A 26,595-nucleotide genomic window follows, 5' to 3' on the forward strand; every position below is an offset into this window, starting at 1 on the left:
GTAGTGTATAAAAACAACATTTTCATGATAGCATACCACATTTTAAAAAGCTATATTCTAAAAGCGGTTCTTCCATCTCAATCAGATAAAAAACCGCTCCTTTGTCCATTTATTAGTTTACATAATAACTATTATAAAATTTTACTTCTTTCAACACGAAATCACATTTTTCTTGCTAACTTTTGTTAAAGAAAATTGAGTTCATATCCATCTTCGGTCTGCCGCACGGAAGCTTCAAAAAATGTCTTCATAGCCTGGATCATGTAATCTGTGTCTTTCACACTTCCTGTCTCATATGGGGAATGCATGGCGAGCTGAGCCAGTCCGATGTCTACTGTGTTGACTGGTACCTGTGTCGTGGAAATGTTCCCGAGTGTGGAACCTCCCAGTATATCGGAACGGTTCACGTAGATCTGATATGGTACATTTGCCCGGTTGCAAATTTCCTCAAACACCGCTGCTGATACTGCATCGGTAGTATATTTCTGATTGGCGCTGTACTTGATGACCACGCCATTTCCCGGATATGGCCGATTCGTCGGGCATGCCTTGTCGCTATGGTTCGGGTGTACGCCATGAGCATTATCTGCCGAGAGCATAAAGCTGTTGGCAATACTCTGCCTGTATCCGGCCTCGTCCCGTCCCATGGCATGATTAATCCGAATCAGTGTATCTGCAAGAAATGTAGATGCAGCTCCTTGTTTTGTCCCACTTCCGACTTCTTCGTTATCGAATACGCAGTGAACTGGGATACTTTTTCCATTGATTACATTTTTTTCATTGATTACATTTTTTCCATCGACTTCGCTTTGTTCATTTGCCTGTACATTTTCCGATGGCAAAGGTTCTTCAGACTGCAAGAAAGCTTCTAATGAAGAAAATGCGCACTGAAGATCATCCAACTTCGGACTGGAAATGAATTCTTCGCAAGCTCCCCAGATGCTTCCTTTCATGCGATTGTAAAGGAACAGGTCACTTGCAAGAATCGCGTCCTCTTTTACATTTGCCGCCTCTGCAATCTGCTTCATAAATTTTCCTTTTGCTTCGCCGCAGCCGTAAAGTGGCAGCATATCTTTCTGTATGTTATAATCGTAGCCTTTATTTGCCTCCCGGTTCATATGAATAGCCAGATTCGGAATCATGACCAAATCCCGGTCTACGTTGATCAGCTTCGTGACAAGTCTGTTATTTTCTTTTACGATCAGACGCCCTGCAACAGACAGTGGTCTGTCAAACCACGGTGCACAGAGCATACCGCCATATTTTTCAACATTCAATTTTACATAATGTTCTTCCACGTTCATTTCCGGATTTGTTTTAATCTTAAAGCTCGGAGAATCACTATGGGACGCCACAATCTGGAACCCACAGTAATTCTGAGAATCCTGCGCCGGAATTCGAAATGCAATGAGTGATGAACCACTGCGGATCACATAATATTTCCCACCTGATTTCAGCTTCCACGCTCCGCTCTCTAAAAGCTGCTCATAGCCAGCCGCTTCCAAATGCTTTCTCATTGTATCAACGGCATGATACTGGCTCGGGCTCTCTTCAATAAATGTAAACAGCTTTTGCACTGTGTCTTTATATTCTCTGCCTTCTTCCACGATATTAAATCCCTCTTTTCCTGTTTCTTCCGGTTCTTTCTATTCTATTTTCCTTTTACTTCTTTACACGGATCCACGGATTTTTCTCCATGAAATGTTCCAGACGCTCCGGGTTCTGGTCGGAATGTTCGACCTCTCTGGAGTAACGGTAGGTCAGCTCCACAACTTCTTCCATGGAAAGTGTCTTTTCATTTTCCAGCCATCTGGCGCGCAAGATTTCTTCTATTATATAGACACTGTACACGCACACCTGCATTTTCGCCTGAATACGTCCATCATAAACTGCCCCACAGAAATAAGTAAACACAAAATACACCAGCATTTGTTCCAGCATAATGTCCCAATCCGGCATATGCTCCTGCTTCCACAGTTCAAATTCCTGGAGATTTACAAAGTATCTGAGCTGGTCAATGTCTTCCTCTGACTGTTCCTCTCCACCCTTTTGTGCTGTATTGCCTTTTTGTATTGCATTGCCTTTTTGTATTGCATTGCCTTTTTGTTCTGCATCGCTCTTCACCGAATCCTCATACACACTTGCCAGACCGCCGTAAAGTAATTTGTCTGCGTCCATCAGCACATACAGCCAGTTTTCTTTCAGAAGCTCCAGCCGATACAGATACTGAAATGTTTTCTGTGCGAATTCGAATCGTCCGGTCTCGTCTTTTTCAAATGCTTCCAGACGTTCTTTTGTGTACTTTCTGGCTGTCTCGGACTCGTATTTCTTCGGAATATCCTCACAGGAAAACATTTCCCTGCGGTCTACATGTGCCTGCATATCATGGCTGATCGCCAGTGCCAACGCCATGCGGTGATGAATGGAGAGACTTCTATCCTGAAGCATTTTTAAAATGCTTTCTCTTGCGTCCACCAACTGTGAATAAAAGAACAGGTCGAAGTCGCCATAATCTTCTTCTCCCGGCTTCTCATAACTTAAGAAATGCACCGGATTTTTCTTGCCTAATATGATTCTTGCTGCCTCCGGGCAGGAAAGGGAGAGCGTGATTTCCCTGACTCCCTCGAACTCTTCTATGTGGCGCGGATACATTTTACAAGTCCGGCACAGGCTGTCCGGTCCCGCCATCTGATAAAGCCGGCAGAGATTATTCTGGTTTAAAAATGCACAGCGCTTTTCCGTATCCTGACGGAAGACGCCCTCGCGCCAGTTGACACAGCGGCGCAGCTCGCGGGCGAGATTCTTTTCAATATTATTAAGTCCTGTTGCTGCCTTTGCGTACCGCCGCTTCGACTTCTCATCAATTACAATCTGCCACCCCGCGCAACAGGTGTCCTCGCAGTCTGCGGCGATACAAGAAAATTCTTTATAATAATCTGGTATGGTATATAACATCAAATATCCTTCTTTCCAAGGCGGACATCTTCCATCTCTTTTACAAATGCTTCATCCATATGATCGAAAAGGTAATTTTTTGTGCCGCCTGTGCGCTCCTTAATTTCTTCTTGAATCTGTCTGCGGGTGATTTCTACCTCTTCATAAAATTCTCTGGAAGAAATAAGTGCGCTTCCCTGTCCCTGGGTCACAACCTGCTCCACGCCATCGGAAGTTACGACTGTCACATGACGTTTTCGTCCGATGTGGTGCACGACCTTTTCTATGTACTGATCTGCCGTCTCCGCCTGCTTCGTATAAACAACGTGAATGTTGTGGTATTTCTGAATCTCCAGCGTATCACCATCCACCTTATATGCATCAAACACAAGGATCACGGTACATTTCTTAAATCCCTGATAGTTGCTTAAGATATCCATTAATTTATTTCTGGCACTCTCAATGTTCACCTTTGCCAGTTCTTTCAGTTCGTCCCACGCGAAAATGACGTTGTACCCATCTACTAAAAGATATTCCGCAACCTTCTCCTGTGGTTTTTCTTCTTTATATTGGGACTGGGCAATGATCGTACGCGGTCCGGTGCCTGGTTTCTTGCGTTCAATCTTTCCGTAAGTCCGCATGAAAATCTCTTCCAATTCCCGGTCTTCCGCGCCAAAATCACGACTTCTGCCTGATTTTGAAGGGCTTCCACCGGCAGCACCATTTCTTAATACACCTCTGCCATTGCCGTCAGTTCCTTCGTGCATTTCCCCCGCATCTTTGTCTTTTCTGAGATACTCCTCCAACTTAGAGGAAATGTGCATATGCTCCGGCACTTCCTGCCATGGTACATAATATCCGGCTCCGTGACTGCAAAATATAGAACCGGTCGGATTCTCGTTATCCGCTTCCGGGTCATAGCCTGCATTTTCCAGAATCTCTTCTGTATTATGGCATGGTGCATAGCCCTGAAATACAAGTGTCAGCCGTCCCCGTCCTCTTGTGTAGCTCACCACTTCTTTCTGGTAATCACGCATACAGGCAACCGGCGCGCTTCCTGTAAGCACACTCTGATCCCCGTCTGTCTCCGGTGGCGCAAACTCACCGTACATACGCTGAACATCCGTCAGTGCACGCCCGATCATTTCTGACGGCACTTCCAGACGGAATTCGTAATATGGCTCTAACAGTACACTTTCCGCCTGCATCAGTCCCTGGCGCACCGCCCGGTAAGTAGACTGTCGAAAGTCACCGCCCTCCGTGTGTTTCAAATGTGCTCTTCCTGCTACCAGTGTGATCTTCATATCAGTAATTGCCGCTCCAAGAAGCACACCTCTATGCTCCCGTTCCAAAAGATGTGTGAGAATCAGCCGCTGCCAGTTCAGATCCAGATCATCCGTACTGCAGTCGGTTGAGAACTCAAGCCCGCTGCCCGGAAGTCCCGGCTCCAGAATCAGATGCACCTCCGCATAATGGCGGAGCGGCTCATAATGCCCTACACCTTCTACGACATTTTTTATTGTTTCCTTATATACAATATTTCCAGTGCCAAATGTCACATCTACTCCGAATCGTTCGCTTACCAGACTTTTCAGAATCTCTGTCTGCACCTCGCCCATAAGCTGAACATGGATTTCGCCCAGTTCTTCATTCCAAATGACCCGAAGCATGGGATCTTCTTCCTCAATCTGACGCATATAGCCGAGCATGGTGTGTGCATCCACCTGATCAGGGAAATAAACCTGATAATTCAGAACTGGTTCTAACATCGGTGTTACTGCCTGTTTACCGGCTTCAATTCCAAGTCCCTCCCCTGGAAATGTATGCTTTAATCCTGTCACAGCACAGATCATGCCTGCTTTCGCCTGTTGTACTGTCTCGAATTTTTCTCCGGAATAAATTCGGATCTGGTCTGCCTTCTCTTCCCACGGCTCAGAGACTTGTCCACCTTTCAGCAAAGATTTAACTTTTAATTCACCGGAAGTAATCTTCATGTGAGTCAGCCGGTTTCCCTGAGGGTCACGGGAAATCTTATAGACACGCGCACCAAACTGCTGAGCATCTCCACTGTTCTGTAATCTATTATCTGCCTGATCATAATTGGCCGAAACATTATCTCCCACATATTTTCCAATCCCGTCCAGTAATTCCTGTACACCTTGTAATTTCAACGCAGCACCAAAATAACAAGGGAAAATCTGACGATCTGCGATCATCCGGCTTATGGTATCTATAGAAACTTCTCCCGCTTCCAGATACTCTTCCAGTGCACGTTCATCCCCCGTGGCAATATCTTCCGGATCCTCCATGTCCACACAGGAAGCATCCAGTTTTTTCTTCAGCTCTTTTAGAATCAGCGCCTTGTCCGTCCCTGGCTGATCCATTTTATTGACAAATATGAATGTCGGAATCCGGTAGCGCGCAAGCAAATTCCAGAGCGTGCGGGTGTGTCCCTGCACGCCATCAGCTCCGCTGACTACCAAAACCGCATAATCCAGCACCTGGAGCGTCCGCTCCATTTCCGCGGAAAAATCCACATGCCCCGGTGTATCCAGAAGTGTCACCTGGCTGTCACCAAGCTGAAACACTGCCTGCTTGGAAAAAATCGTAATCCCCCTCTGTCGTTCCAGCGCGTAGTTGTCAAGGAACGCATCCCCATGATCTACACGCCCCGGCTTACGGATCTGTCCTGTCAGATAAAGGATTCCTTCTGAAAGCGTTGTCTTTCCAGAATCCACATGTGCCAGAAGCCCCACGCTGATATATCGTTTTGGTTTCGTTTCAGATGTCGTTCCCACCTAAAATCCCTCATTTCTACTAAATAGTTGATTCTTGTTTTAATATAACTCGTTTTAATTCAATCGTCGAGTTAAATTTGAATTAAAAACTTCTATTACTTTATATTCCAATGTTTATCTCAGTCGAGAAGACTCCCACCTCTTCAGGTGGTGAGTAATAGCAAATTTGTCTCAGTGGGAGTTAGGTCTCCGACTGAGATAAACGCTCCGCGAGGATGCGCAGTGATTCTGATAGGAATATGTCAGCTTCTCTGACCAGAATCACGCGCCAAGTCTCACGGACGTTCGACTTGAAAAATGTTGAACATTTTTTTGCTACACTGGTATCCAATCCATGCACTTAAACTTCCAAAGATAACTCCACCGAGAATGTCTGTCGGATAATGTACATACAGGTACATTCTGGAAAATGCGATTAGAATTGCCAGCGCAAGGGCTGGTTTCCACAGTTTTTTCTCTCCTGCCAGATAAAGGGCTGTCACACTGGCAAACGACGCTGCTGTGTGTCCGGACGGAAAAGAAAAATCTTTCGGTTTTGCAACTAATACCTGTACTGCTGTGTTGACATCGTATGGCCGCACTCTCGCAATCAGATTTTTTAAAATTACATTGCATAAAATCACATCTACAATCAGTGCTGCTGCCATGATCACACCGCTTTTTCTTGTCTTTGGAATCAGGAGCATAACTATCGTAAGAATTATCCATATAATTCCCATATCTCCCAGATGTGTGATCAACTGCATGATCTTGTCCAAAATTGGCGTATGTAAGCTCTGCAGCCAATTCAATATTTGTATCTCCATAACATATCTTCCTTCCTGCGACAGCAAAGGGCAGTCTCAAGGAATGTTTTCTTATGTTTTCCTTAAGTCTGCCTCTCATAATTTTATTTCATATTTCATTCAAGAATGCCTCTGCAAGTCTACACTCCGTTTCGATCGGCGCAAAACCATTGTCCACCGGACAATGTGCGCCCTGCCGGATGCTATATCAGCTGTTTTCTCATAAACTAGCTGCTCTTAATAAGTCCCATTTCTATAAATATCGGATACAGGTAGCTTGCGCCGAAGCATTTCAGTTTTTTAGGTCCTGCCACCTCTCCACTTAATTCTATGATTTTTTCAAGTGCCAGATTCACGGAAGCTTTCGTTATGGATTTCGTCTTTCTTGACACTAACATTTCATTTCCACGGATTTGATATGTATACTCCAGTCCCTTCACGGTACGAAAGGTCTGACTCTGTAGCAGGACTAATTCGTTCCATAGATAATCCTGCGCTTTTTCTCGTTCTGTCTCCTGAAAGATCCGCTCTCTAAGCTCCATAACATTTACTGGACCATGATTGTCAGCACAAGGTTCGTTACCCATAGAATTATAGAAAGTACAATTGCAACTATACAGAAGTTGCGCCCGGCTTTTGCCCGTCCTTTTAATGCGGACTGCATGCCTATGCGTGCTCTACTGTAGCCAAGTATTGCAAGGATAATAGAAATCAATGGTGATAAAAAGCTGATACCAAATGCCAGAATTCCGAACACAAGTGCCATCGTTGCTGCGCTGGAATTATCCACGGTCTTCACCTGAACCGGCTGTGTTTTTGGCTGTCCATTTGCCCCATTCATGCCCTGCTGTCCTGTCATCTCATTCATACCGGCCTCAGGAATTGCCTGTTCCAATACATGAAAGAGCTGTTCCAGTCCTTCTCTGTACGGCTTTTTCTGCAAAGCTCCTACGAATCCATCCAGACCCATTTCTTTTCCAAATGTGCTTTTCATCCATGCTTCCAGATGAAGTGTTCCATTTTCATAGGACCATTTCAGATACTTGTATCCTTCGATCAGCGCATCTCCTGTCCGGTAAGCCGGCTCACCTTTCCACTCTGATACAACGAACTGATTTTTCTGTAAATAGTCGTTCATAATAAATGTTACAAAATCTTCTGGTTTGTTCAGCACCAGATTTTTCACATATCTTGCCATTTTCTACGCATGTCCTTTCTACCGGATTGCGTCCTTCATCTCTTTCACGAACGTGGAAATGTGTGGGACACAATCTGCTCCATATTTTTCACAGAGCTTCACGATTGCTGAACCTACAATAACTCCATCTGACTGGGCTGCCATTTTCTTCGTCTGCTTAGGTTCCGAGATCCCGAATCCTTCTGCTTCTTTTGCGATCATGGCAATTCTCTCGTGGGAAGTCGGTGCGATCAAGGAGATGAGATCCCGTCCATGCTCTTTAAATGGTATAGCAAATTCTTCTTTCTCTTCAAATGGTACGTCCGGCAAAATAAGTCCGTCCATCCCGATTTCTGCTGCCGCTTTCGCAAAGCGCTCTGTACCATAAGAGTATACCACATTTGCATAGGTCATGAAAACCATTGGTATAGAAGTTTTCTGACGAATACGCCTTACCATGTCAAATATTTTGTCGGTTGTCACGCCGCCTGAGAGCGCCCGTACATTTGCCGCCTGAATGACCGGGCCTTCTGCTGTCGGATCTGAAAATGGAATTCCAAGTTCAATGAGGTCTGCGCCTGCCTCTTCCATAGCGTACACAATCCGTTCTGTCACCGCCAGCGATGGATCACCACACGTGATGAATGGAATAAATGCTTTCCCTTTTTCAAATGCTTTTTTTATGTTTTTATTCATGGATATCCTCCCCTCTGTAACGTGCGATTGCTGCACAGTCCTTGTCTCCGCGTCCGGATAATGTAATGACTACAATCTCATCTTTGTCCATCTGTGGTACGATTTTCTTTGCATATGCTACTGCGTGAGCGATCTCGATGTCGTCACTGAAAAAATAGAACATGTACGGAGAAGGATTGTGCGTCCGAAGCGCCCGGTATGTATCAAAAAGACTTCCCTCAGCCTTCGCCCGCATCGGATTTGACAGAACTACCTGGAAAATGTCTCCCTCCCGAATATAATGCTTCGCTTTCTCTATCATTTCCTCGTATTCTTCCTCTGATCAGCCTCCCAGACTGGTCTTTCTGATCCGCATCTTCCCGTCGGTACAAGTGATCTCCATGGATGGATCGTATCCAAAAAATGAATATCGTCCCCACTGCTCGGTCTGGCCCGCACTCTCAAGTAAATAGCAGTGCCTGCTTTCTTTTCTTAAAATGCGCATGACCTCAACCGGCGTATATCTGTCGGAATACATTTCCCGGCAGACCGGAAAACGCCTGAATGTGTTGTCTTTTCGTAGTTGCCTTAACACTTCCTACATGGCATTATCCAAACAGGTTCTAGGGTCTAAGGTCATACCTTACTCTCAGCTTTGTCTCACAAGCTCCCCTGGTTTATTGAACTGTTACCGGTATAAACCACCTTTTTGAAAATACAAGAGAGACCGCAGATCCGGCTCTTAAACGGGCCTGACCTGCGGTCTCCTATTTATCGTCTTTGACAGACATTTCTATTATATCTTTTATGATCTTTGATTACCTTCTGCGTCTTCTTCTGAAGATCAGAGTAATGAATGCTGCAACCATTGCAGCCTCGATCATGAACAGATAGAACATAACGTGTGAATTGTCACCTGTCTTCGGCTGATTCTTCTTTGTATTGTCAGCTTTCTTGGCAGTGTTTGTATTCTTGTTGTTCTTGTTGTCACCCTTTACAGTCGTCTTATCGCCTGATGGGTTCTGATCAGAAGGTTTCTTATTATCATCGATAACAGTTCCTTTCTTCACGATCTCGAACTTATCTGTTCCGTCCGGTGTCTCAGCTAATGCATAGTTTGAATTTAATCCTTCTACATTTGCGTAAATGTCATATAATCCAACTGTCTCACCAGCTTCACGGGTTAATGTAACTCCAAGCTCGTCACCTTCTACAACAGCACTTGCTGCAGCTGTATCTTCAACTGCCTGTGCAACAGCTTCTCCAGTTGCTCTTGATACTGTGTATGTCAGTTCCGGATCAGCGTCACCTTCTACCTTCTTCTTAGAGTCGATAGAGATGTTGATCTTTCTTGGGTTAACTGTAAGGCTTCCGCCTACATATTTTACAGCGAAGTTTGCATTGTCTAATCCACTGACATTAATCACATATGTTGCGTTTGCTGCCAGATGTTTTCCTTCTTCCTGTCCTTCGATGCTGAAGCTTAATGACGGGAAGTCTGCTCCACTTACAATTGCTGGATCTGCCAGTTCACCGTTCATGTCGGAGATGTAATAATCAACATCCGGTACATCATCACCATATTCGATGGCCATATCCATGGTCTTGATTGTGATTGGTCTTGCAAGAATATCAAATGTTGTCTCTCCACAAGTAATGTTATAATTCTTGTTTGGATTTTCAACCTGGGCTTTGATTGTGTAGTGTCCTGGTGTTACATCTTCTGGTGTTTTAACAACAGAGATTGTTCCAAGACTTGCAATCTCTTCTTCAGACAATGTATTATCATTTTCATCTGTTACTGTGTAAGTGAATTCTGGTAACTGATCACGATAGTAAATTGGATTCTGAGGAGCATTTGGTTTAACTGTAACTGCTTTTTGTTTGATGAATAATCTTGTGTATTTAGCATCTACACATGCATACTTAGAATCACCTTTGTAAGAAGCCATTACCTGATACATTCCTACATCTGTCGGCTCTTCTGCACTCTTATATCCTGATGAACTCATATAAATGATATCTGCTTCTGCGATTCTTTCGTTCCCATGGTATACACCTGCTGTTATGCCGTGTGGCTGTCCATCATACGGAACTTCAAGATCTATACTATCAAATCTAATCTCTGTCTCAGCTTTTTTTACTGTATAGCATCTGACGATTGGTGCCGCTACATAATTGCCACCAACTGTGTAGATTTTTTCTACATAGTTACCTGGCTCTCTGAGTGCATCTTCCGGCTCATTGCCTTTACTGCTTACCCATTTTCCGTCAGCTGTTACACCCACATATTTTGTCTTAATATTCGCACTAACAGTTTGCCCGTTCTGTGTTGCTTTTCCACTAAAATCAAATTTCTGTGCTTCCTCATACGTTAAAGTACAATTCTTTGGAAGTGGACTATTGAACTCCAGTTTTACATCTTTTGACCGAGGTGCAATTGTCAGATATCCAACACCTACTGCTGTGTTGTAGTTCTGGCTTGTAGATGCTCCTACTGCAAGGTATACACCTGATTCTGTTGGTCGTTTGAAAGAAATAGACCAGTCAGCTGCTGCCGGATAAATCTTCAGAATCTGATTAACAACTTTCTGTACAGCGGAAATAATACCTTTATTATCTCCAAAATTAGGAAGCTTGTTGATAACGTTCATAAGATTTCCAACGTTCACTTTTCCATCCGGTACTAATGCTAAAATTGCCTGTTCCAATGGTACTTCTATTGTACCAATTACAGGAACTTTCTGTTTGATAACAATATTAGAAACATCAAATCCAACAAATGATTTTCCATTTCCATCGATTCCAACAATCATTCCAAGTGGTGCTGCATCTGATGGATCACTTGCGAATATCTGAGAGAAGCTTTCGCCATATTTAATATTCTGGCTGTTTACCCATACCTTTGCATCACCTTTTTTGATTGTGATGGTTGTTGTCGCAGAACTTGACAGATAATCTTCATTTCCGTTATAGGTAACTGTGATTTCCTGTTCTCCTGCTTTCCATTCATCTGTAGATGGAGTATAAGTAAAGTCATCTGCTGTTGTCTCAATCTTATTACCTGCTTTATCTGTTACAGTTGCATTCTGAGCGATCAGAACTTTGATTACTGCATCCATCATCTCAGCTGACTGATACTTCATCATAATTCCATCGTTGATAGAAAGTGTAGTTTCCTTACGAAGGTCTTTTAATGTGATTTTAGCAGTCTTCTGCATGGATGGATACTTGTCTGTTCCGTTGTAGGTGATACGGATTTTTTCAGTATCACTATCTTTCAAATCCCACCGTGTTCTTCCGAATTTATGACAATAAACTTCCTCCACTCCACTCGGGTTATAATCTAGATTTTTCCAATTATTACTTGATGCATCATATTCAATTGTCACATCATTCAATGTAATATCTGGTACATTTTCTGTTCCAACAACTGCCTCAAAGATCTTCTGCGCAATCTTATCTGTTGACATTCCATTGTGATATGATACCTCGGCATTTTTCACATCTAACTTACACTGAACTGTCTGAGCAGTAATATTAATTGTCGCATCATTCACATCACCAGAATATAAAGTAACTGTTGCTGTCTGATTTTCATAAACAATATTCGCTGTTGGAACAGCAGCATTGTCTACCAATATGCTTTCTACAGCATATCCATCTTCCGGAGTTACTGTTACTTTGTAATTCTTGCTCTTTTCAACCTTTATAGAAGATTCTACATTCTGGTCATTAATAGTAATTGTTCCATTTGCAGGATGTGTTACAGCAATGTTTACTCCTTCTTTAGCTACATATACAACATTAACCGTTGTATCCTCAGTTAAACCAGCCGGCACTGTATAGGTACCATCTGCTGCTTTTTCAAGTACTATTTTACCTATTTTTACAGTTACATCACAATTTTCTACATCGTTTACTTTAAACTTTTTAGACTCCGTATCATATATCTTTACGGCTGTTGTAACATCTTGATTGTCAATCTTAACGCCTGCACCGGAAACATTAGAAGCACTAAAAGTTACATTGTTGTAGTTTTTGATTGTAAGTTTCCCTTTGGATACAATCCCTTTCAAGGAACCTGCTCCAATTTCTAATTCGCCTGATGCAAATTTATACGAATCTGACGAAAATCTATTAATTAGTTTCCAATCATTACCCTCTTTATAGTAATACATTGTCGTTCTAATATTTCCGCCAAAACAATCTACTGCTTTCTGTTTTAACTCACTGCCTGAAATTCCCTCACTCTTATGAATCTCCAACGGTGTTCCTGCCTTAACCGCTTTCGCATCCTGCGCACTCTGCGCATCAGCTGCTGCCGGCTGGGAAGCTGTGTTGTTCTGTGTTGTGCCTGACTGTGCTGTGTTGTTCTGTGTTGTGTCTGACTGTGCTGTGTTGTTCTTGGATGTGTTATCCTGTGAACTGTTTGTCTGACTATTGCTGTCTGATTCAGTCGATGTGCTTTCATTCGTTCCGGCAGTCGTCTGGTTTCCAGTATTTTCCTGCTGTCCGGCACTGCTTGAATCTTCTGATCCGGCAGTTCCTGAAGTCTGGTCTTCTGACTGTACTTCCTGAGCGGTGTCATTTCCGGCAGCGTATGCGGTTGCCGGCATTCCTGAAAGCACCATAGAACAGGCAATTACCGATGCCAGCAACTGCTTGTACTTTCTCTTCTTCATCGCTTTTCTCCTCCTATTAATTTTTCATTCCAAAAATATTTTCCCCCGTGGGCATAGACTCCCACAGTTAATTTTATATTAACTCCTTTTTCTCATTAAGTCAATTCAAGCAGACCCATTATTTTCCTTTTTCTTGTTTTTTATGCATACTTTTTCTCTCTGCTATTTTTTTATAGACATATGCTGACATTCTGATGACCGTTGCAGCATCCGGCAGCTTCTTCCGGACACATCGCAGCATAAGACAAAAGCTATTGCATCCAATATCTGCAATAGCTTTTGCCTTTATTTTCTATTCTGCTTTATCATTCTCCGGTTTTATCGTCTTACTTTGCGAATTCTACGACGACTTCCCGTCCGTCTGCCACATTTTCGAACATCCCCTTGATTACTTTCTTTGCATTCTCATCTGCATTTTCAAGGAATCCATATTCGTCTGATTCTGCTTTTTTCTTTGCCTTCTTTTTTGCTTCCCTGACTAATTCCATGACTGCCTCTTTATCTACACTCATAATTGCGAAGTTCGTGTCATAGATTTTCAGGTCACTGGACTTGATCTTGATCGAATCTTCATCGATCGTGCAGTGCGGGATGGTTCCCTTTGTGCTCCTGAATACATCTGAGATGATCATCTTCTGTGTGGTCAGCTCTGCAGCATCTTCCAGTGTAGTCTCGAGCGGGATGCTCTCTTCCTTCGGACTGGTGATATACTTGTATGCAGATATCGAACCGATACTGATCACAACTGCGACTGCGCCCTCAGCGGTCCATTTGGCAAACTGCATCTCCACCCGGCTCTCACCTCCCCGGACTCTCTGTGCGCGCATGATTGCTTTAATCTCCGCTTCAACGGTTTAGTTAATTAAATTATTTTTCTATAAATTAGCACAACATTTTTTATTGTCAACATATTCTGAAATCTCTTTTGTATTTTTCTAAATACACTTTGTAAAATACTATCTTTTTTTTCTTCGATGGCGTTATAATAATCCTGACGAATTTGAGCTTTGTACGAGGCAGCTTTTGTTCTTACAAAAATTGCGGATGTACTTTTTAATTTTAATGACAAATTCAAAATACAGGAGGTATTAATCAATATGACTATTACAGAAGATATCAAATATGTTGGCGTGAACGACCATGACATTGATCTTTTTGAAGGACAGTATCAGGTAGAGAATGGTATGGCATACAATTCTTATGTGATCACGGATGATAAAATTGCCATTTTTGATACCGTTGATGCACATTTTTCAGAAGAATGGCTTGCAAATATAAAAAATGTGCTCGGTGATGCAAAACCAGACTATCTGATCATTCAACATATGGAACCTGATCACTCCGCAAGTATTGGCATATTTATGGAGAATTATCCAGATACCACAATTGTGGCAAGCGCGAAAGCATTTAACATCATGAAACAATTCTTTGGATGTGATTATGCAGAGCACCAGCTTGTAGTCAAAGAAAAAGACACACTGGAACTTGGAAAACATACACTTACATTTGTTGCAGCACCTATGGTTCACTGGCCAGAAGTCATTATGACTTACGATTCCTATGCAAAAGTATTCTTCAGCGCAGATGCATTTGGAAAATTCGGTGCATTGAATGTTGAGGAAGACTGGGCTTGCGAAGCAAGACGCTATTATTTCGGAATTGTTGGAAAATACGGCGCTCAGGTGCAGGCACTTCTTAAGAAGGCTGCCGGTCTTGATATCCAGACCATCTGCCCACTCCACGGACCAGTACTGAACGAAAATCTGGACTTCTATCTGAACCTGTATCAGACATGGTCTGCTTATGAGCCGGAAGATAAAGGCGTGCTCATTGCCTATACTTCCGTCTATGGAAATACAAAGAAAGCTGCTGAATTACTGGCTCAGATGTTAGTAGACAAAGGCTGTGAGAAAGTTGCGATCACAGATCTTGCAAGAGATGACATTGCCGAGGCTGTGGAAGATGCATTCCGCTATGACCGCCTCGTACTGGCAACAACAACCTACAATGGGGATGTCTTCCCATTTATGCGAGAGTTCATTGAATCACTGACCGAACGCAATTACCAGAAACGTACCATCGGACTGATTGAAAACGGTTCCTGGGCTGCAACCGCTGCCAAAGTCATGCGTCAGTTATTTGAAAAGAGCAAAGAAATCACATTTACAGAAACTACTGTAAAGATTATGTCAGCGCTCAACGAAGAAAGCACAACACAACTTGAAAACCTGGCAGAAGAATTATGTAAATAAATAAAACTCCTTAAAAAATGTTGAATGACAGTTTCAGTTGTCGTTCAACATTTTTTGTATCCTAAGAGATAAGAATGGATATACAATCATCAACGGTACAGGAAATTATTATATATAAGCGCAGACCCGAGACCAGACTCTAACCGACATAATCGTGGATTATTTAGGAAAACAGCATGTCTACCAAACAATTCACATGTTCTTTCCTTTAGTGTATCTTCCACAATATATTGTTTCAGCATATTTTAATATATTTTTTGAATGTTTTATTGTTATTGTAGATGTGTGCGACTTTTTATAGTCTTGGGTATATGCATGGAAAGCATAACTCCAAGACAGAAGAATAACCGCCCATCGTCCTGCAAACATGAGCGGTTATTCATAACCCATTAATATCAGGCGAACCGTCAGCGGTAGCACCTTTCTTATTCTTTTGATATATCTATATTAACATTAAATATAATATATGTCAATTCAAGAATTCCTTTGCATTCTCACAGTGGCCTATTCTTTATACCCAAGAACGCAATTAGGGATATAGTCAATCGCCAGTTGACTACATCCCCTGTTGTTAAAATGTCAATTCCATCCTCGTTCCTTTTCCTAATTCACTGTCTACATGAATCTTTGCATTGTGTAATATTGCGCCATGTTTTACGATGGATAGTCCCAGTCCGGTTCCGCCAATTTCTTTTGAGTGGCTCTTATCTACGCGATAAAACCGCTCGAAGATCCGTTCTTGTTGATTTTTAGGAATTCCGATTCCTGTATCTGTCACGATAATCTTCTTTCCATTCAGTGTGTTTCCGACCCAGATGCGGATCTCTCCGCCTTCTTTGTTATATTTGATGGCATTTTCGCAAATATTGTAGACCATCTCATCTAGAATCTGCCGGACTCCATTGTAAATGACGGATTCTCCGGTCAACTCCATGTGGACTTTCTTCGCCGAAGCCTGTGGTGACAGACGGCTTATAATTTCTCTCGTTAGTTCATAAAAATCTACATCTTGTCTCTCTAGTTCGACTTTTCCTTCGTCCAGATGTGATAACTTGATGATATCTTCTACTAATGTAATCAATCGCCTTGCCTCATTGTAAATTTTCTCTGAGAAACGTGGCATATCTTCGGGTTTCACAATTCCGCTCTTCATGATCTCAGCATAACCTGAAATTGAGGTAAGTGGCGTTTTCAGTTCATGAGACACATTTGCTGAAAATTCTTTTCGCATATTGGCAATGGCTTCTTTTTCTTTGTTCTGCTTATCAATGCTCTCAAGAAGCGGTGTCAGCTCTTCATAAACTTCGTTTTCCAGAGGTTCCTCCAGATCCAGTTCATTAATTGGTCGAATCAGCTTTGCCACCTGCTGTCTGGAAAGCAGATATGCAAATGCAAGAGCCACAACTGCTATCAATCCCATAATCGGCAGGATCGAAATTGCTGTGTGAAGCGCTGTGTTCATAGTCTTGGATACACGAAGTACATTTCCATCCGGAAGAAGCTTTGCATAATAGAACATTTCCTTGCTCATCGTCATGGATCTTCTGACTTCCTGACCAGTACCATTCTTATGGGCAGCCTTGATTTCCGGACGATTCTTGTGGTTCTGTAAAGTCACCGCGTCTTCCGTAGAATCGTACAGAACATCGCCTGCCGGATCAATCAAGGTAATTCTTGTATTCTTTTCTACCTCGTCCATCTGCTTTAAATAATCTGTTCCGGATATCTCGATTGCCTTTACAATATAATCCGCTTCCTGACGCGTCTCCCGCTCCATTAAACCTACATTCTGTCTGTAGATAACCAGTGTGGTCAGCGCATATGCCGCCAGAAGCGTCACTGTGATGACCATGATCATACTATGTTGAATTTTGCTTCTAAGTTTCATATGCGTACCTTTCCCGTCCCCTGTTATTCACTCATTCTATATCCGACGCCGCGGACGGTTTCGATCTTCTCTCCGCTTTTGCCAAGTTTTTGTCTGAGTGTTCTTACATGTACATCGACAGTTCTTGTCTCACCGTCGAAATCGTATCCCCAGATGTCTTCCAGCAGACAGTCTCGTGTCATGACAATGTTCGGGTTCTTCATAAGGCGCTTCAAAAGTTCATACTCTTTGAGTGTCAGTGTCACGACTTCTCCATCTGCAGTTACTTCATGTTTTTTCGTATTCATCTCAATGTCACCAAGAACAATGACGTCCTGTGGATCCTGTGTATCTTTCTGTGTTCTTCGAAGGACTGCTTTGATCCTGGATACAAGCTCCATCATTCCAAATGGTTTGGTCACGTAATCGTCTGCCCCGGCATCCAGCGCTTTTACTTTGTCGTACTCAGAGCCTTTTGCTGTCAACATAATGACCGGAATATCACGGTTCTTCGGTGACGCTTTTAATTTACTTAAAAGCTCCAGCCCATCCATTCCCGGAAGCATGATGTCTAATAAGATCAATTCCGGTGTCTCCAGTGCCAGCGCTTCTAAAAATTCCTTTCCATCCTCAAAACCACGCGCTTTAAAGCCCGTGGTCTCAAGTGTATATATGACTAATTCTCGAATGTTACTATCGTCTTCTACACAAAATATCATACTTTGCTCTCCTTGTGGATTCCTGTAATGGAAAACTCTACCCACTCTGCAATATTGGTCGCATGGTCTGCAATTCTCTCCAGGTATTTTGCGACCATAATCAGATCGATGGCTTCTCTTCCGCCTTCTCCGCCATTCTTGGAAATGTAATCGATCAGCTGTTTTTTATTTTCCTCGAACATCTCATCTACAACATCATCGTATTCGATAACAGCACGTGACAGCTCCAGGTCTTTTTCCACATAAGCATTCACACTGTCCCGAACCATCTTTGCTGCTGCTTCAGACATCTTCACAATAACCGGAATATCTGCTGCCTCAGCCTTCTTTTCAGAAATAATAATCTCCGCAATATCAGATGCCTGATCTCCGATTCGTTCCATGTCTGTAATCATCTTAAGTGCCGCTGAAATCTGGCGAAGATCTCTTGCCACCGGTTGCTGTTGTAACAGAAGCTTCAGACAAAGACGTTCGATGTCTTTTTCTAACTGGTCAATCTCTTCATCTGCCTCACGGACAGCTTTCGCCTCGTCAATCTTACCATCTTCCAAAGCCTTCGTTGCTCTGGTAATTGCAATCTCACACATCTCTCCCATATGGGTCAGCTGGCTGTTGAGACGTTCCAGCTGCATATCAAACTTATTACGCATATCTTAACCGAACCTCCCTGTAATGTAGTCTTCTGTACGCTTGTCAGAAGGAATAGAGAATAATTTTTCTGTATCGTTATACTCGATCACTTCGCCCAACAGGAAGAATGCAGTATTGTCAGATACACGGACAGCCTGCTGCATATTGTGAGTTACCATGACAATAGTATAATCTTTTTTCAGTTCCATCGCAAGGTCTTCAATCTTAGATGTTGAAATCGGATCCAGTGCAGAAGTTGGTTCGTCCATCAATATGACTTCCGGCTCTACCGCAAGTGTTCTTGCGATACAAAGTCTCTGCTGCTGTCCACCGGAAAGTCCAAGTGCACTTTTATGAAGCCTGTCTTTTAATTCATCCCAGATAGCTGCCTGTCTTAAGCTTCGCTCCACAATCTCATCCAACTGCGATTTTTTCTTGATTCCGGCAATTCTTGGGCCATATGCCACATTGTCATATACGCTCTTCGGAAAAGGATTTGGCTGCTGAAATACCATTCCGACACGGTAACGCAAAGTAATTTCATCCATATCCTTATAAATATCTGTGCCATCAAGCAGCACCTTTCCATCGATCTTACAATTCTCTACCAAGTCATTCATGCGGTTCAAAGTCTTTAAAAATGTAGACTTTCCACATCCGGACGGCCCGATAAAAGCAGTAATCTTATTTGCTTCAATCTGCATATTTACATCTTTTAATGCATGAAAATCACCATAATGCAGATTCAGATTACTGATATCAAATTTATATTTTTTTGATTGATCTGCCATAATTTTTTATCCTTTCTACACACTTTCACCTGACGTCTTTTTATTGATATGTCGGCTCAAGGCATTTGCCCCGATACTAAATAACAGAACGAGGATCATCAAAACTGCCGCTGACAGATTGGCAAGATTCGGATCTTGTCCATTAATCTGTAAGCCCCAGATCTGTAATGATAACGTCTCTGCCGGACGGAATATATTTAACGGACAGGTCGGTGCTGCCAGGTTCCAATTACCCCAACGGATATCTGTTCCGGAACCAGTTGTATAAAGAAGCGCTGCCGCCTCACCAAATCCTCTTCCTGCTGCCAGTATCACACCCGTCATAATTCGTGGAATACAGGCCGGAAGAAGTACGTGATAGATGGATTGCCACCTCGTTGCACCAAGTCCCAGACTTGCCTGAAGATAATCATCTGGCAGTCCATTGATCGCATCCTCTGTCGTCGTTGTAATAACTGGAATTGCCAGTATGGAAATGGAAAGTGCTCCGGCAAGAAGACTTTTTCCAAGTCCGAAAAACACAAGGAATACCAAATATCCAAACAAACCGACTACGATAGATGGTAATGAGGAAAGTGTCTCGATGCAGATGCGAAGAAACTTGGTCAAAAATCCTTTTTTTGCATACATAGACAGATAAATTCCTGCAGTTACTCCAAGCGGTACGGAAAACACCAGTGATATGAATACAAGATAAATCGTATTGAATAACTGGTTTCCAATACTTCCTTTTCTCAGAAAGCGGAACATTTCCGGAGTCGCACCGCTGAATCCTTTTATAATCACATAAGATGCAAATGAAATCAAAAGTGCAAAAAAGAAAACTGCGATCAGATAGAATACGCCTGTCATTACGCTATTGGTTCCACGCGCACGTTTTATTCTGTTCATCTTCTCGTCTCCTCCTTACACTTTGTCTTTCTTCGGTCTGGAGAAATAATGGATCAGCAGAATAAATACAAGGGACAATACGAATAACAGTAATGCCATTGTCCAAAGTGCTGTCTTCATCTCTCCACCTTCTGTCGCATTTCCCATCTGTGCCGCAATCTCCGTTGTCAGACTCTTTGTCGTAGAGAAAATGCCAGTTGGAAGTGCTGTCGTCTGTCCGATAACCATTGCAACTGCAAGCGCCTCACCAAATGCTCTTGCAAGTCCAAGGATAATACCGGAAAGAATTCCTGAGCCTGCTGCCGGAAGTACAACTTTATAGATTGACTGCCATCTGGTCGATCCCAGTCCATAAGCCGCCATACGATAATCTTTCGGAACAGAACTTATAGAATCTGCTGCCACATTGCTGATCGTTGGAAATATCATAAGTGCGAGTACGATTCCCGCTGCCAGTATAGAATGTCCGACCTGTAATCCAAATATTTTTTTAATTGCCGGAATCAACACTGTCAATCCGACCCATCCGTATACAACAGATGGAATACCTGCAAATATTTCTACAATCGGACGATAAAACTTTTCACCGAATTTCGGTGCAATTTCAATCATAAAGATTGCTGATCCCAGTGCAAATGGTGTTGCAATCAGAAGTGCAAGTCCGCATGTACAAAGAGAACCTACGATAAAGATCAATGCTCCGACCGTACCACCACCTTCGGCATTGTCTGCCGGTCCCCAATCTGCTGAGAACAGAAAGTCTGAAAGGGAATGGTGGAATATGGTAAATGTGCCAGAACCTTTATATACAAGGAAGGCTCCGATACAGATCGTGATTACGATAACCAGAAGACCTCCGGCTGTCATAAGTCCTCTCCAGGCATATTCTTTTGCAAACATACTTTGTTTTTTATTCATATCATTCACCTGATTTTCATAAGAAATGGCATGGCAGACATTGATATATTTTCGTCTGCCCTGCCACTTCTCGTTTTTCCTGATTAGTGCTCTGTTTTTGTCATCTTAGAAGAAACGCCATATCCAAGTTTCTCCATCTGGCTTCCATATTTGTCACCTGTGATGTAATCAAGGAATGCACTTACAACTTCATTTGGCTCACCTTTTGTATACATATGCTCAAATGTCCATACTGGGTACTTTCCACTGTATGTGTTCTCAAGTGTAGGCTCTACTCCGTCAATTGCAACTGTCTCAACTCCTGCATCACCAGTCAGATAAGAAAGAGCAACATAACCAATTGCACCCTTTGTATCTTTTACATTTGTAAGAAGTACTCCTGAATCGTCTGTCTCCATAGATGCATTGGAAGCTTCTTCATTTCCATCTAATGCATATTTCTGGAAAGTAGCTCTTGTTCCTGAAGATTCTGGTCTTGTTACGAGTACGATGTCCTCATCTGGTCCACCAACTTCTTTCCAGTTTGTTGTCTTTCCTGTGAAAATGCTGATGAGCTGATCTTTTGTAAGGCTCTTAACTCCTGCCTTTGCAACATCCTCATTTACGATTGGTGCCATTGTAATAACACATACCTGATGATCTACAAGTTCTTTTGCTTTATCTGCATCCAACTTATCCTCAGCGGCTACATCAGAGTTTCCGATATCAACTGTTCCTTCGGATACCTGCTTCAGTCCTTCTCCTGATCCTCCTGCATCAATTGTAATAGATACGTCCGGATTCTCATTTAAGAAGGAATCTGCTGCATCATCTGCCAGCGGTTTTAATGCTGAAGAACCAGCTGCTGTAATGGTTCCGCTTAAGCTTTCTGTCTTTGTATCACTTCCTGTCGAATCAGATCCTGCATCTGGTTTTGATCCGCCACATCCTGTTGCCATTCCTGCAACCATTACTGTTACTGCCATCATTGCAATAAACTTTTTCAATTTCATTTTCGTAATCTCCTTTTGTCTTGTACAATAATTCTTTTTTTATTATTTACCTTGTCGACAGTTATTATCATAAAAGGAGAATGTAAAATCAAAAACGGGAGATTTGTAAAATGTTTGTAAAGTATAGTTTTCGTGTATAAATAAGAGAGCATGCCTCTTCCTTCCCTGTGCAAACCATTCCGATGAGCCATTGAATACAAAAAGAGACAGGATGGATTTCTTTCCACTCTGTCTCTTTATATCTTTTTTATAATTTCTTATAATACTTTTGATAAAAATTCTTTTAATCGTGCATCTTTCGGGTTTTCAAAGAACTCTTTCGGAGCCGCTTCTTCTTTGATAACTCCCTCGTCGATAAATACAACTCTGGAAGCCACTTCTTTTGCAAATCCCATCTCATGTGTTACAACTACCATGGTCATTCCTTCGCTTGCAAGCTGCTTCATCAGTTCCAGTACTTCACCTACCATCTCTGGGTCAAGTGCTGATGTCGGCTCATCAAAAAGAATGACATCCGGATCCATAGCAAGTGCACGGACAATCGCAATACGCTGTTTCTGTCCACCAGATAACGTTGACGGATATACATCTGCCTTATCTTCCAGACCGATTCTCTTAAGAAGGGACATTGCCTTTTCCTTCTCTTCTTTCTTGATCTGCTCTTTTGTCAGACTTGTAAGTGATGCATCTGCCCCACCTTTTCCGAATAATTTCTTTCTCTTTGCTTTTTTAAGATCCTGGCATCTTGTGTAAACCGGTGCAAGCATAATATTCTCAATAACTGTCTTATTATTGAACAGATTAAAATGTTGGAATACCATTCCCATATGACGGCGGTGAATATTAATATCCACCTTCATATCTGCAATATCTACACCGTTAAAAATAATCTGTCCGGACGTCGGATCTTCCATACAGTTCAGACATCTTAGGAATGTACTCTTACCGGAACCGGACGGTCCGATAATTGCTACGATGTCCCCTTTATTGATGGTTATATCGATGCCTTTTAACACTTCGACATCACCGAAGCTTTTTTTCAGATTAATTACGTCTATCACTCTTCTTCAGGCTCCTTTCCATCAATTTTATCAGTAAGGAAATAATCAATACCAGTGCAATATAAATCAGTGCCATTACCAGGTACGGAACCATGAATTCATAGCTGTTACTTCCAATATAGTTAAATGCAACATAGAGATCTGCTGCTCCTACAAAACTTACAACTGAAGTCTCCTTGATCAGGGAAATAAACTCATTTCCAAGAGTCGGGAGAATATTTTTTACTGCCTGTGGAATCACGATTTTCATCATGCTTGTCCCAAAGCTTAAGCCAACTGCACGACCGGCCTCCATCTGTCCGGAATCCACAGACTGAATTCCACTTCGCATAATTTCTGATATATATGCACCACTATTGAGTCCGAATACAAGCATGGCTACCTGTACTCCTGTAATTTTCAGTCCGATGATTGGAAGAAGTACATAATAAAATACCAACAGCTGAACTACCATAGGTGTTCCACGAAACAGTGCTACATAAAAGCTGCAGATGCCATTCAATACTTTTGGCAATGTTTTATACTTTGGAAGTACACGCACTGTTGCAATCAAAGTTCCAACAATGATACCAATGATTAAACCTGTCACTGCAATTAACAGTGTATTCTGCAGACCCTGAATTACTTTTGCATAACCATTCTGTTCCACAAAAATCTCTATAAACTTGTTTACTTTCTGATCAAAATTACCCATAATCTCTCTCTTCTTCTAATCTATCACTTGAGAATTACTGCATCTCGTTGATAGATTCTGTAATAGCTGATGCAGGTGCTGCATCGATGATTACATATGTGATGTTTCCATTGAGCATATCCTGAACTGCAAGGGAACCACTCTTATATGTTACACACTCTGCAGGAAGTCCAGGGAAATCCCAGTCCTCGCTTCCTTCTACATAATACTGACCTGTTGTTCCGGCCTGAACACCAATCTTATCAGATTTCTCTGTCTTAGCCAGAAGTGCTGCTACATCATCTGCGCTCTTGCAGTCATCAAATGTAGTGTTGTCGCTTGGTACGATCAGTCTCTGTGATGCTGAATAGTAAGAATCTGTAAATGTTACATACTCTTCTCTCTCTTCATTGATTGTAAGACCTGCCATAGCAATATCACATTTCTGCTGGCTTACAGACAGACATACTGCATCGAAATCCATGTTCTCAATTACAAGCTCTTTTCCAAGCTCATCAGCAAGAAGCTTAGCGATCTCCATATCGATTCCGTAGTAGCTGTCTCCCTTTGTATACTCAAATGGTTCAAATGCTGCATTTGTAGCTACTACAAGCTGATCTTTGGAGCTGTCGAGTTTTGCAGATTCAACTGCCTCTGGCTCTCCGCTTCCAAAATATTTGTCACAGATTTTATCTAATGTTCCGTCACCTTTAATTTTCTCAATAAATGCATTTGTCTTCTCAAGAAGCTCTGGCTGAGTCTTATCTACTCCGAATGCATACTCTTCATTTGTAAGGTCAATATCGATAACCTTTGCTGTTTTTGATGATGAACCGCCCTTGGAACTGTCCTTTTTGTCTCCTGATCCGCCACATGCTACTAATGAAAGCGCACATGCTGCAACCAAAAGTACGCTGGTTAATTTTTTCATTTTCATAACCCTGTCCTCCTAAAATTTTATTCTGCATGATTATACATATTTATTGCATAATACATATTTTAACACGTTTCAGCTAAAACTCAAGCCCATTTTTATCCAAGCAGCATCTTAAATAGTGCTACCAGAATAATCAGTGCACCTAATATGATTCGATAATATCCAAATACTTTGAAATCATTCTTCTTGATATAGTTCATCAGGAACTTAATCGCAATAACAGACATTCCAAAAGAAACTACACAGCCAAGCATCAGGAATCCGAATTCTGCTGCTGTAAAGTGGAATCCGAATTTGATAAGCTTCAGTGCACTTGCTCCGAACATGACCGGAATTGCCAGGAAAAATGTGAACTCAGCTGCCACTTCTCTGGATACTCCGATGATCAGCGCGCCGACAATTGTTGCACCTGATCTTGAAGTTCCTGGTATCAGGGCCAGCATCTGGAAAGCACCGATCCACAACAGCATCTTAATATCCAGTTCAGAGATTCTGTGGACAGCCGGTTTTCTTCCTTCATTACGGTTTTCTACTATAATAAATAGTACACCATATACAATCAGCATCACAGCTACCGGAAGCGGCTTATAAAAAATCTTATCCAGAATATCATCGAAAAGCAATCCCACTACAGCGGCCGGTACACAGGCAATCAATACTTTGATCCACATCTGCCAGGTCAAAAGCTTCTGTTTTTGAGTCTTCTTTTGTGAAAACGGATTCAACTTATGAAAATACAGAACAACGACCGCCATAATAGCACCAAGCTGGATGACTACGTTGAACATCTCCATAAAAGCATCACTGAGTCCCGGTTTTAAAACATCCCCCACCAGAATCAGATGTCCTGTACTGCTGACCGGAAGCCACTCCGTGATTCCTTCCACGATTCCGAGTAAAATGACTTTCAATACGTCTAACATTAGTTACCCTCCTATTCAGTTTTTAATATGTATTTTTCTATGAATCTTGCCACGCCTTCTTCATCATTGGAATCTGTCAATCTGTCTGCTGCTTTCTTCACTTCCGGCATTGCATTCGCCATAGCGACTCCCATTCCGACTGTCTTAAGCATCATCGTATCATTGGATCCATCACCAAAGGCTGCAATTTCCTCACGACTGATCCCGAATATCTCGCCCAGTTTCAAAAGAGCCATCCCTTTATGGACACCTTCTGCATTGACCTCTATATTATTCTCCAATGCTCCGGTTGCTTCCACTCCTGTCACTTTACGGATACGCTTCCATGCTTCTTCCTTGTCAGTCTGGTATCGGAACAAAGCCTGTACTTTATCTGTCCCTCGATTCTCTGTCTCAAACTTCTCTTCTACACTTTCAACAGGAACACGAGTATTAAGAATATATTCGCCCATGGCCTTTGTCATGACATAGTCCTGAATATGGGCAAGCTTCTCTTTCTCTGAGTAACCGATTCCATCGTAATACACATCTCGTAGTGTATCATAATCTGAGAAAATATCCAATATTTCGCGCGCTTTTTCTACCGAAATTAACATTTCTGATAAAACTTGTTCTGTTTTTGTCTCCAAAATTCTGGCACCATTAGCTGTCACTGCATATTTTATGAACGGAAGCGCTAAAAGTTCTTTCGGAAGTCCGCATAAAGGACGCCCCGTTGCCGGCACCAGAACGACTCCCTGATCTGCCGCTGCCTCCAATGCTTTCTTCGTTCTCTCCGTCAGAATCTTATCTGTTGTCAGAAGCGTTCCATCCAGATCAAAACCAATCATCCTGATGTTCATTTTCTTATTTCTCCTTTTAAGCACATACATATAAACTCCAACAAG

At 42.3% G+C, this 26,595-nt stretch carries 22 protein-coding genes and 1 pseudogene; 1 reads left to right on the plus strand and 22 read right to left on the minus strand.

Going from position 1 to position 26,595, the window contains the following annotated elements; translation table 11 throughout:
* Window positions 1-185: 185 nt before the first annotated feature.
* The 10 genes and pseudogenes from C7E02_RS11635 to C7E02_RS11685 form a co-directional block, all read right to left on the minus strand.
* The gene (locus tag C7E02_RS11635) at window positions 186-1,607 is read right to left on the minus strand and encodes a M18 family aminopeptidase (RefSeq protein WP_105309630.1); all 1,422 of its coding nucleotides are present in this window, start codon (window positions 1,605-1,607) and stop codon (window positions 186-188) included.
* A 55-nt stretch (window positions 1,608-1,662) separates the two neighbouring features.
* The gene (gene fliB, locus C7E02_RS11640; RefSeq protein WP_105309631.1) at window positions 1,663-2,955 is read right to left on the minus strand and encodes a flagellin lysine-N-methylase; all 1,293 of its coding nucleotides are present in this window, start codon (window positions 2,953-2,955) and stop codon (window positions 1,663-1,665) included.
* Window positions 2,955-5,732, minus strand: a complete 2,778-nt coding sequence (locus C7E02_RS11645; RefSeq protein WP_105309632.1) for a translation factor GTPase family protein — start codon at window positions 5,730-5,732, stop codon at window positions 2,955-2,957. The genes fliB and C7E02_RS11645 overlap by 1 nt, the downstream gene beginning before the upstream one ends.
* Window positions 5,733-6,007: 275 nt before the next feature.
* Window positions 6,008-6,538, minus strand: a complete 531-nt coding sequence (locus C7E02_RS11650) for a phosphatase PAP2 family protein (protein WP_105309633.1) — start codon at window positions 6,536-6,538, stop codon at window positions 6,008-6,010.
* Window positions 6,539-6,744: 206 nt separating this feature from the next.
* The gene (locus C7E02_RS11655) at window positions 6,745-7,059 is read right to left on the minus strand and encodes a hypothetical protein (protein WP_242978808.1); all 315 of its coding nucleotides are present in this window, start codon (window positions 7,057-7,059) and stop codon (window positions 6,745-6,747) included.
* Between the two features lie 5 nt (window positions 7,060-7,064).
* On the minus strand, window positions 7,065-7,715 hold the full coding sequence (locus C7E02_RS11660; protein ID WP_105309635.1) for a hypothetical protein: 651 nt from the start codon (window positions 7,713-7,715) through the stop codon (window positions 7,065-7,067).
* Window positions 7,716-7,733: 18 nt separating this feature from the next.
* A complete protein-coding gene (trpA, locus tag C7E02_RS11665) occupies window positions 7,734-8,390 on the minus strand; it encodes a tryptophan synthase subunit alpha (protein WP_105309636.1) in 657 nt (218 codons plus the stop codon).
* Between the two features lie 121 nt (window positions 8,391-8,511).
* Window positions 8,512-8,964 (minus strand): annotated as a pseudogene (locus C7E02_RS20475) (chorismate-binding protein); the annotation flags it as partial.
* A 223-nt stretch (window positions 8,965-9,187) separates the two neighbouring features.
* The gene (locus C7E02_RS11675) at window positions 9,188-13,054 is read right to left on the minus strand and encodes an MBG domain-containing protein (protein ID WP_158683031.1); all 3,867 of its coding nucleotides are present in this window, start codon (window positions 13,052-13,054) and stop codon (window positions 9,188-9,190) included.
* Window positions 13,055-13,380: 326 nt separating this feature from the next.
* Window positions 13,381-13,881 (minus strand): DUF4230 domain-containing protein, encoded by a 501-nt coding sequence (locus C7E02_RS11685; protein ID WP_105309638.1) that lies wholly within the window; start codon window positions 13,879-13,881, stop codon window positions 13,381-13,383.
* A 270-nt stretch (window positions 13,882-14,151) separates the two neighbouring features.
* On the opposite strand from C7E02_RS11685, the gene C7E02_RS11690 reads away from it, so the two are divergent.
* Window positions 14,152-15,306 carry an FprA family A-type flavoprotein gene (locus tag C7E02_RS11690; protein ID WP_105309639.1) on the plus strand — a complete coding sequence of 385 codons (1,155 nt, stop codon included), beginning with the start codon at window positions 14,152-14,154 and terminating at the stop codon, window positions 15,304-15,306.
* A gap of 571 nt (window positions 15,307-15,877) precedes the next feature.
* Here the strand turns inward: C7E02_RS11690 and C7E02_RS11695 are convergent.
* From C7E02_RS11695 to C7E02_RS11750, 12 genes are all read right to left on the minus strand, one after another.
* Complete coding sequence (locus C7E02_RS11695) at window positions 15,878-17,194, minus strand: sensor histidine kinase (RefSeq protein ID WP_105309640.1); 1,317 nt, start codon at window positions 17,192-17,194, stop codon at window positions 15,878-15,880.
* Window positions 17,195-17,217: 23 nt separating this feature from the next.
* A complete protein-coding gene (locus C7E02_RS11700) occupies window positions 17,218-17,892 on the minus strand; it encodes a response regulator transcription factor (protein ID WP_105309641.1) in 675 nt (224 codons plus the stop codon).
* On the minus strand, window positions 17,889-18,542 hold the full coding sequence (phoU, locus tag C7E02_RS11705; protein WP_105309642.1) for a phosphate signaling complex protein PhoU: 654 nt from the start codon (window positions 18,540-18,542) through the stop codon (window positions 17,889-17,891). The genes C7E02_RS11700 and phoU overlap by 4 nt, the downstream gene beginning before the upstream one ends.
* A gap of 3 nt (window positions 18,543-18,545) precedes the next feature.
* The gene (pstB, locus tag C7E02_RS11710; RefSeq protein ID WP_105309643.1) at window positions 18,546-19,313 is read right to left on the minus strand and encodes a phosphate ABC transporter ATP-binding protein PstB; all 768 of its coding nucleotides are present in this window, start codon (window positions 19,311-19,313) and stop codon (window positions 18,546-18,548) included.
* Between the two features lie 15 nt (window positions 19,314-19,328).
* The gene (gene pstA, locus C7E02_RS11715; RefSeq protein WP_005332271.1) at window positions 19,329-20,204 is read right to left on the minus strand and encodes a phosphate ABC transporter permease PstA; all 876 of its coding nucleotides are present in this window, start codon (window positions 20,202-20,204) and stop codon (window positions 19,329-19,331) included.
* Window positions 20,205-20,219: 15 nt separating this feature from the next.
* Window positions 20,220-21,122, minus strand: coding sequence for a phosphate ABC transporter permease subunit PstC (pstC, locus tag C7E02_RS11720; protein WP_105309644.1), 903 nt, complete (start codon window positions 21,120-21,122; stop codon window positions 20,220-20,222).
* Between the two features lie 83 nt (window positions 21,123-21,205).
* Window positions 21,206-22,114 carry a phosphate ABC transporter substrate-binding protein gene (locus tag C7E02_RS11725; RefSeq protein WP_005338973.1) on the minus strand — a complete coding sequence of 303 codons (909 nt, stop codon included), beginning with the start codon at window positions 22,112-22,114 and terminating at the stop codon, window positions 21,206-21,208.
* A gap of 257 nt (window positions 22,115-22,371) precedes the next feature.
* Complete coding sequence (locus C7E02_RS11730) at window positions 22,372-23,175, minus strand: amino acid ABC transporter ATP-binding protein (RefSeq protein ID WP_105309645.1); 804 nt, start codon at window positions 23,173-23,175, stop codon at window positions 22,372-22,374.
* Complete coding sequence (locus tag C7E02_RS11735; RefSeq protein ID WP_005332292.1) at window positions 23,159-23,869, minus strand: amino acid ABC transporter permease; 711 nt, start codon at window positions 23,867-23,869, stop codon at window positions 23,159-23,161. The genes C7E02_RS11730 and C7E02_RS11735 overlap by 17 nt, the downstream gene beginning before the upstream one ends.
* A 34-nt stretch (window positions 23,870-23,903) precedes the next feature.
* Window positions 23,904-24,785 (minus strand): transporter substrate-binding domain-containing protein, encoded by an 882-nt coding sequence (locus C7E02_RS11740; protein ID WP_005338977.1) that lies wholly within the window; start codon window positions 24,783-24,785, stop codon window positions 23,904-23,906.
* Between the two features lie 95 nt (window positions 24,786-24,880).
* Window positions 24,881-25,708, minus strand: coding sequence for an undecaprenyl-diphosphate phosphatase (locus C7E02_RS11745; RefSeq protein WP_105309646.1), 828 nt, complete (start codon window positions 25,706-25,708; stop codon window positions 24,881-24,883).
* 11 nt (window positions 25,709-25,719) lie between these two features.
* A complete protein-coding gene (locus C7E02_RS11750; protein ID WP_005338980.1) occupies window positions 25,720-26,550 on the minus strand; it encodes a Cof-type HAD-IIB family hydrolase in 831 nt (276 codons plus the stop codon).
* Between the last annotated feature and the right edge of the window lie 45 nt (window positions 26,551-26,595).

Origin of the sequence: Dorea sp. Marseille-P4042 (assembly GCF_900290215.1) — a bacterium.
In the GTDB taxonomy this organism is placed as follows: Bacteria; Bacillota; Clostridia; order Lachnospirales; family Lachnospiraceae; genus Dorea; species Dorea formicigenerans.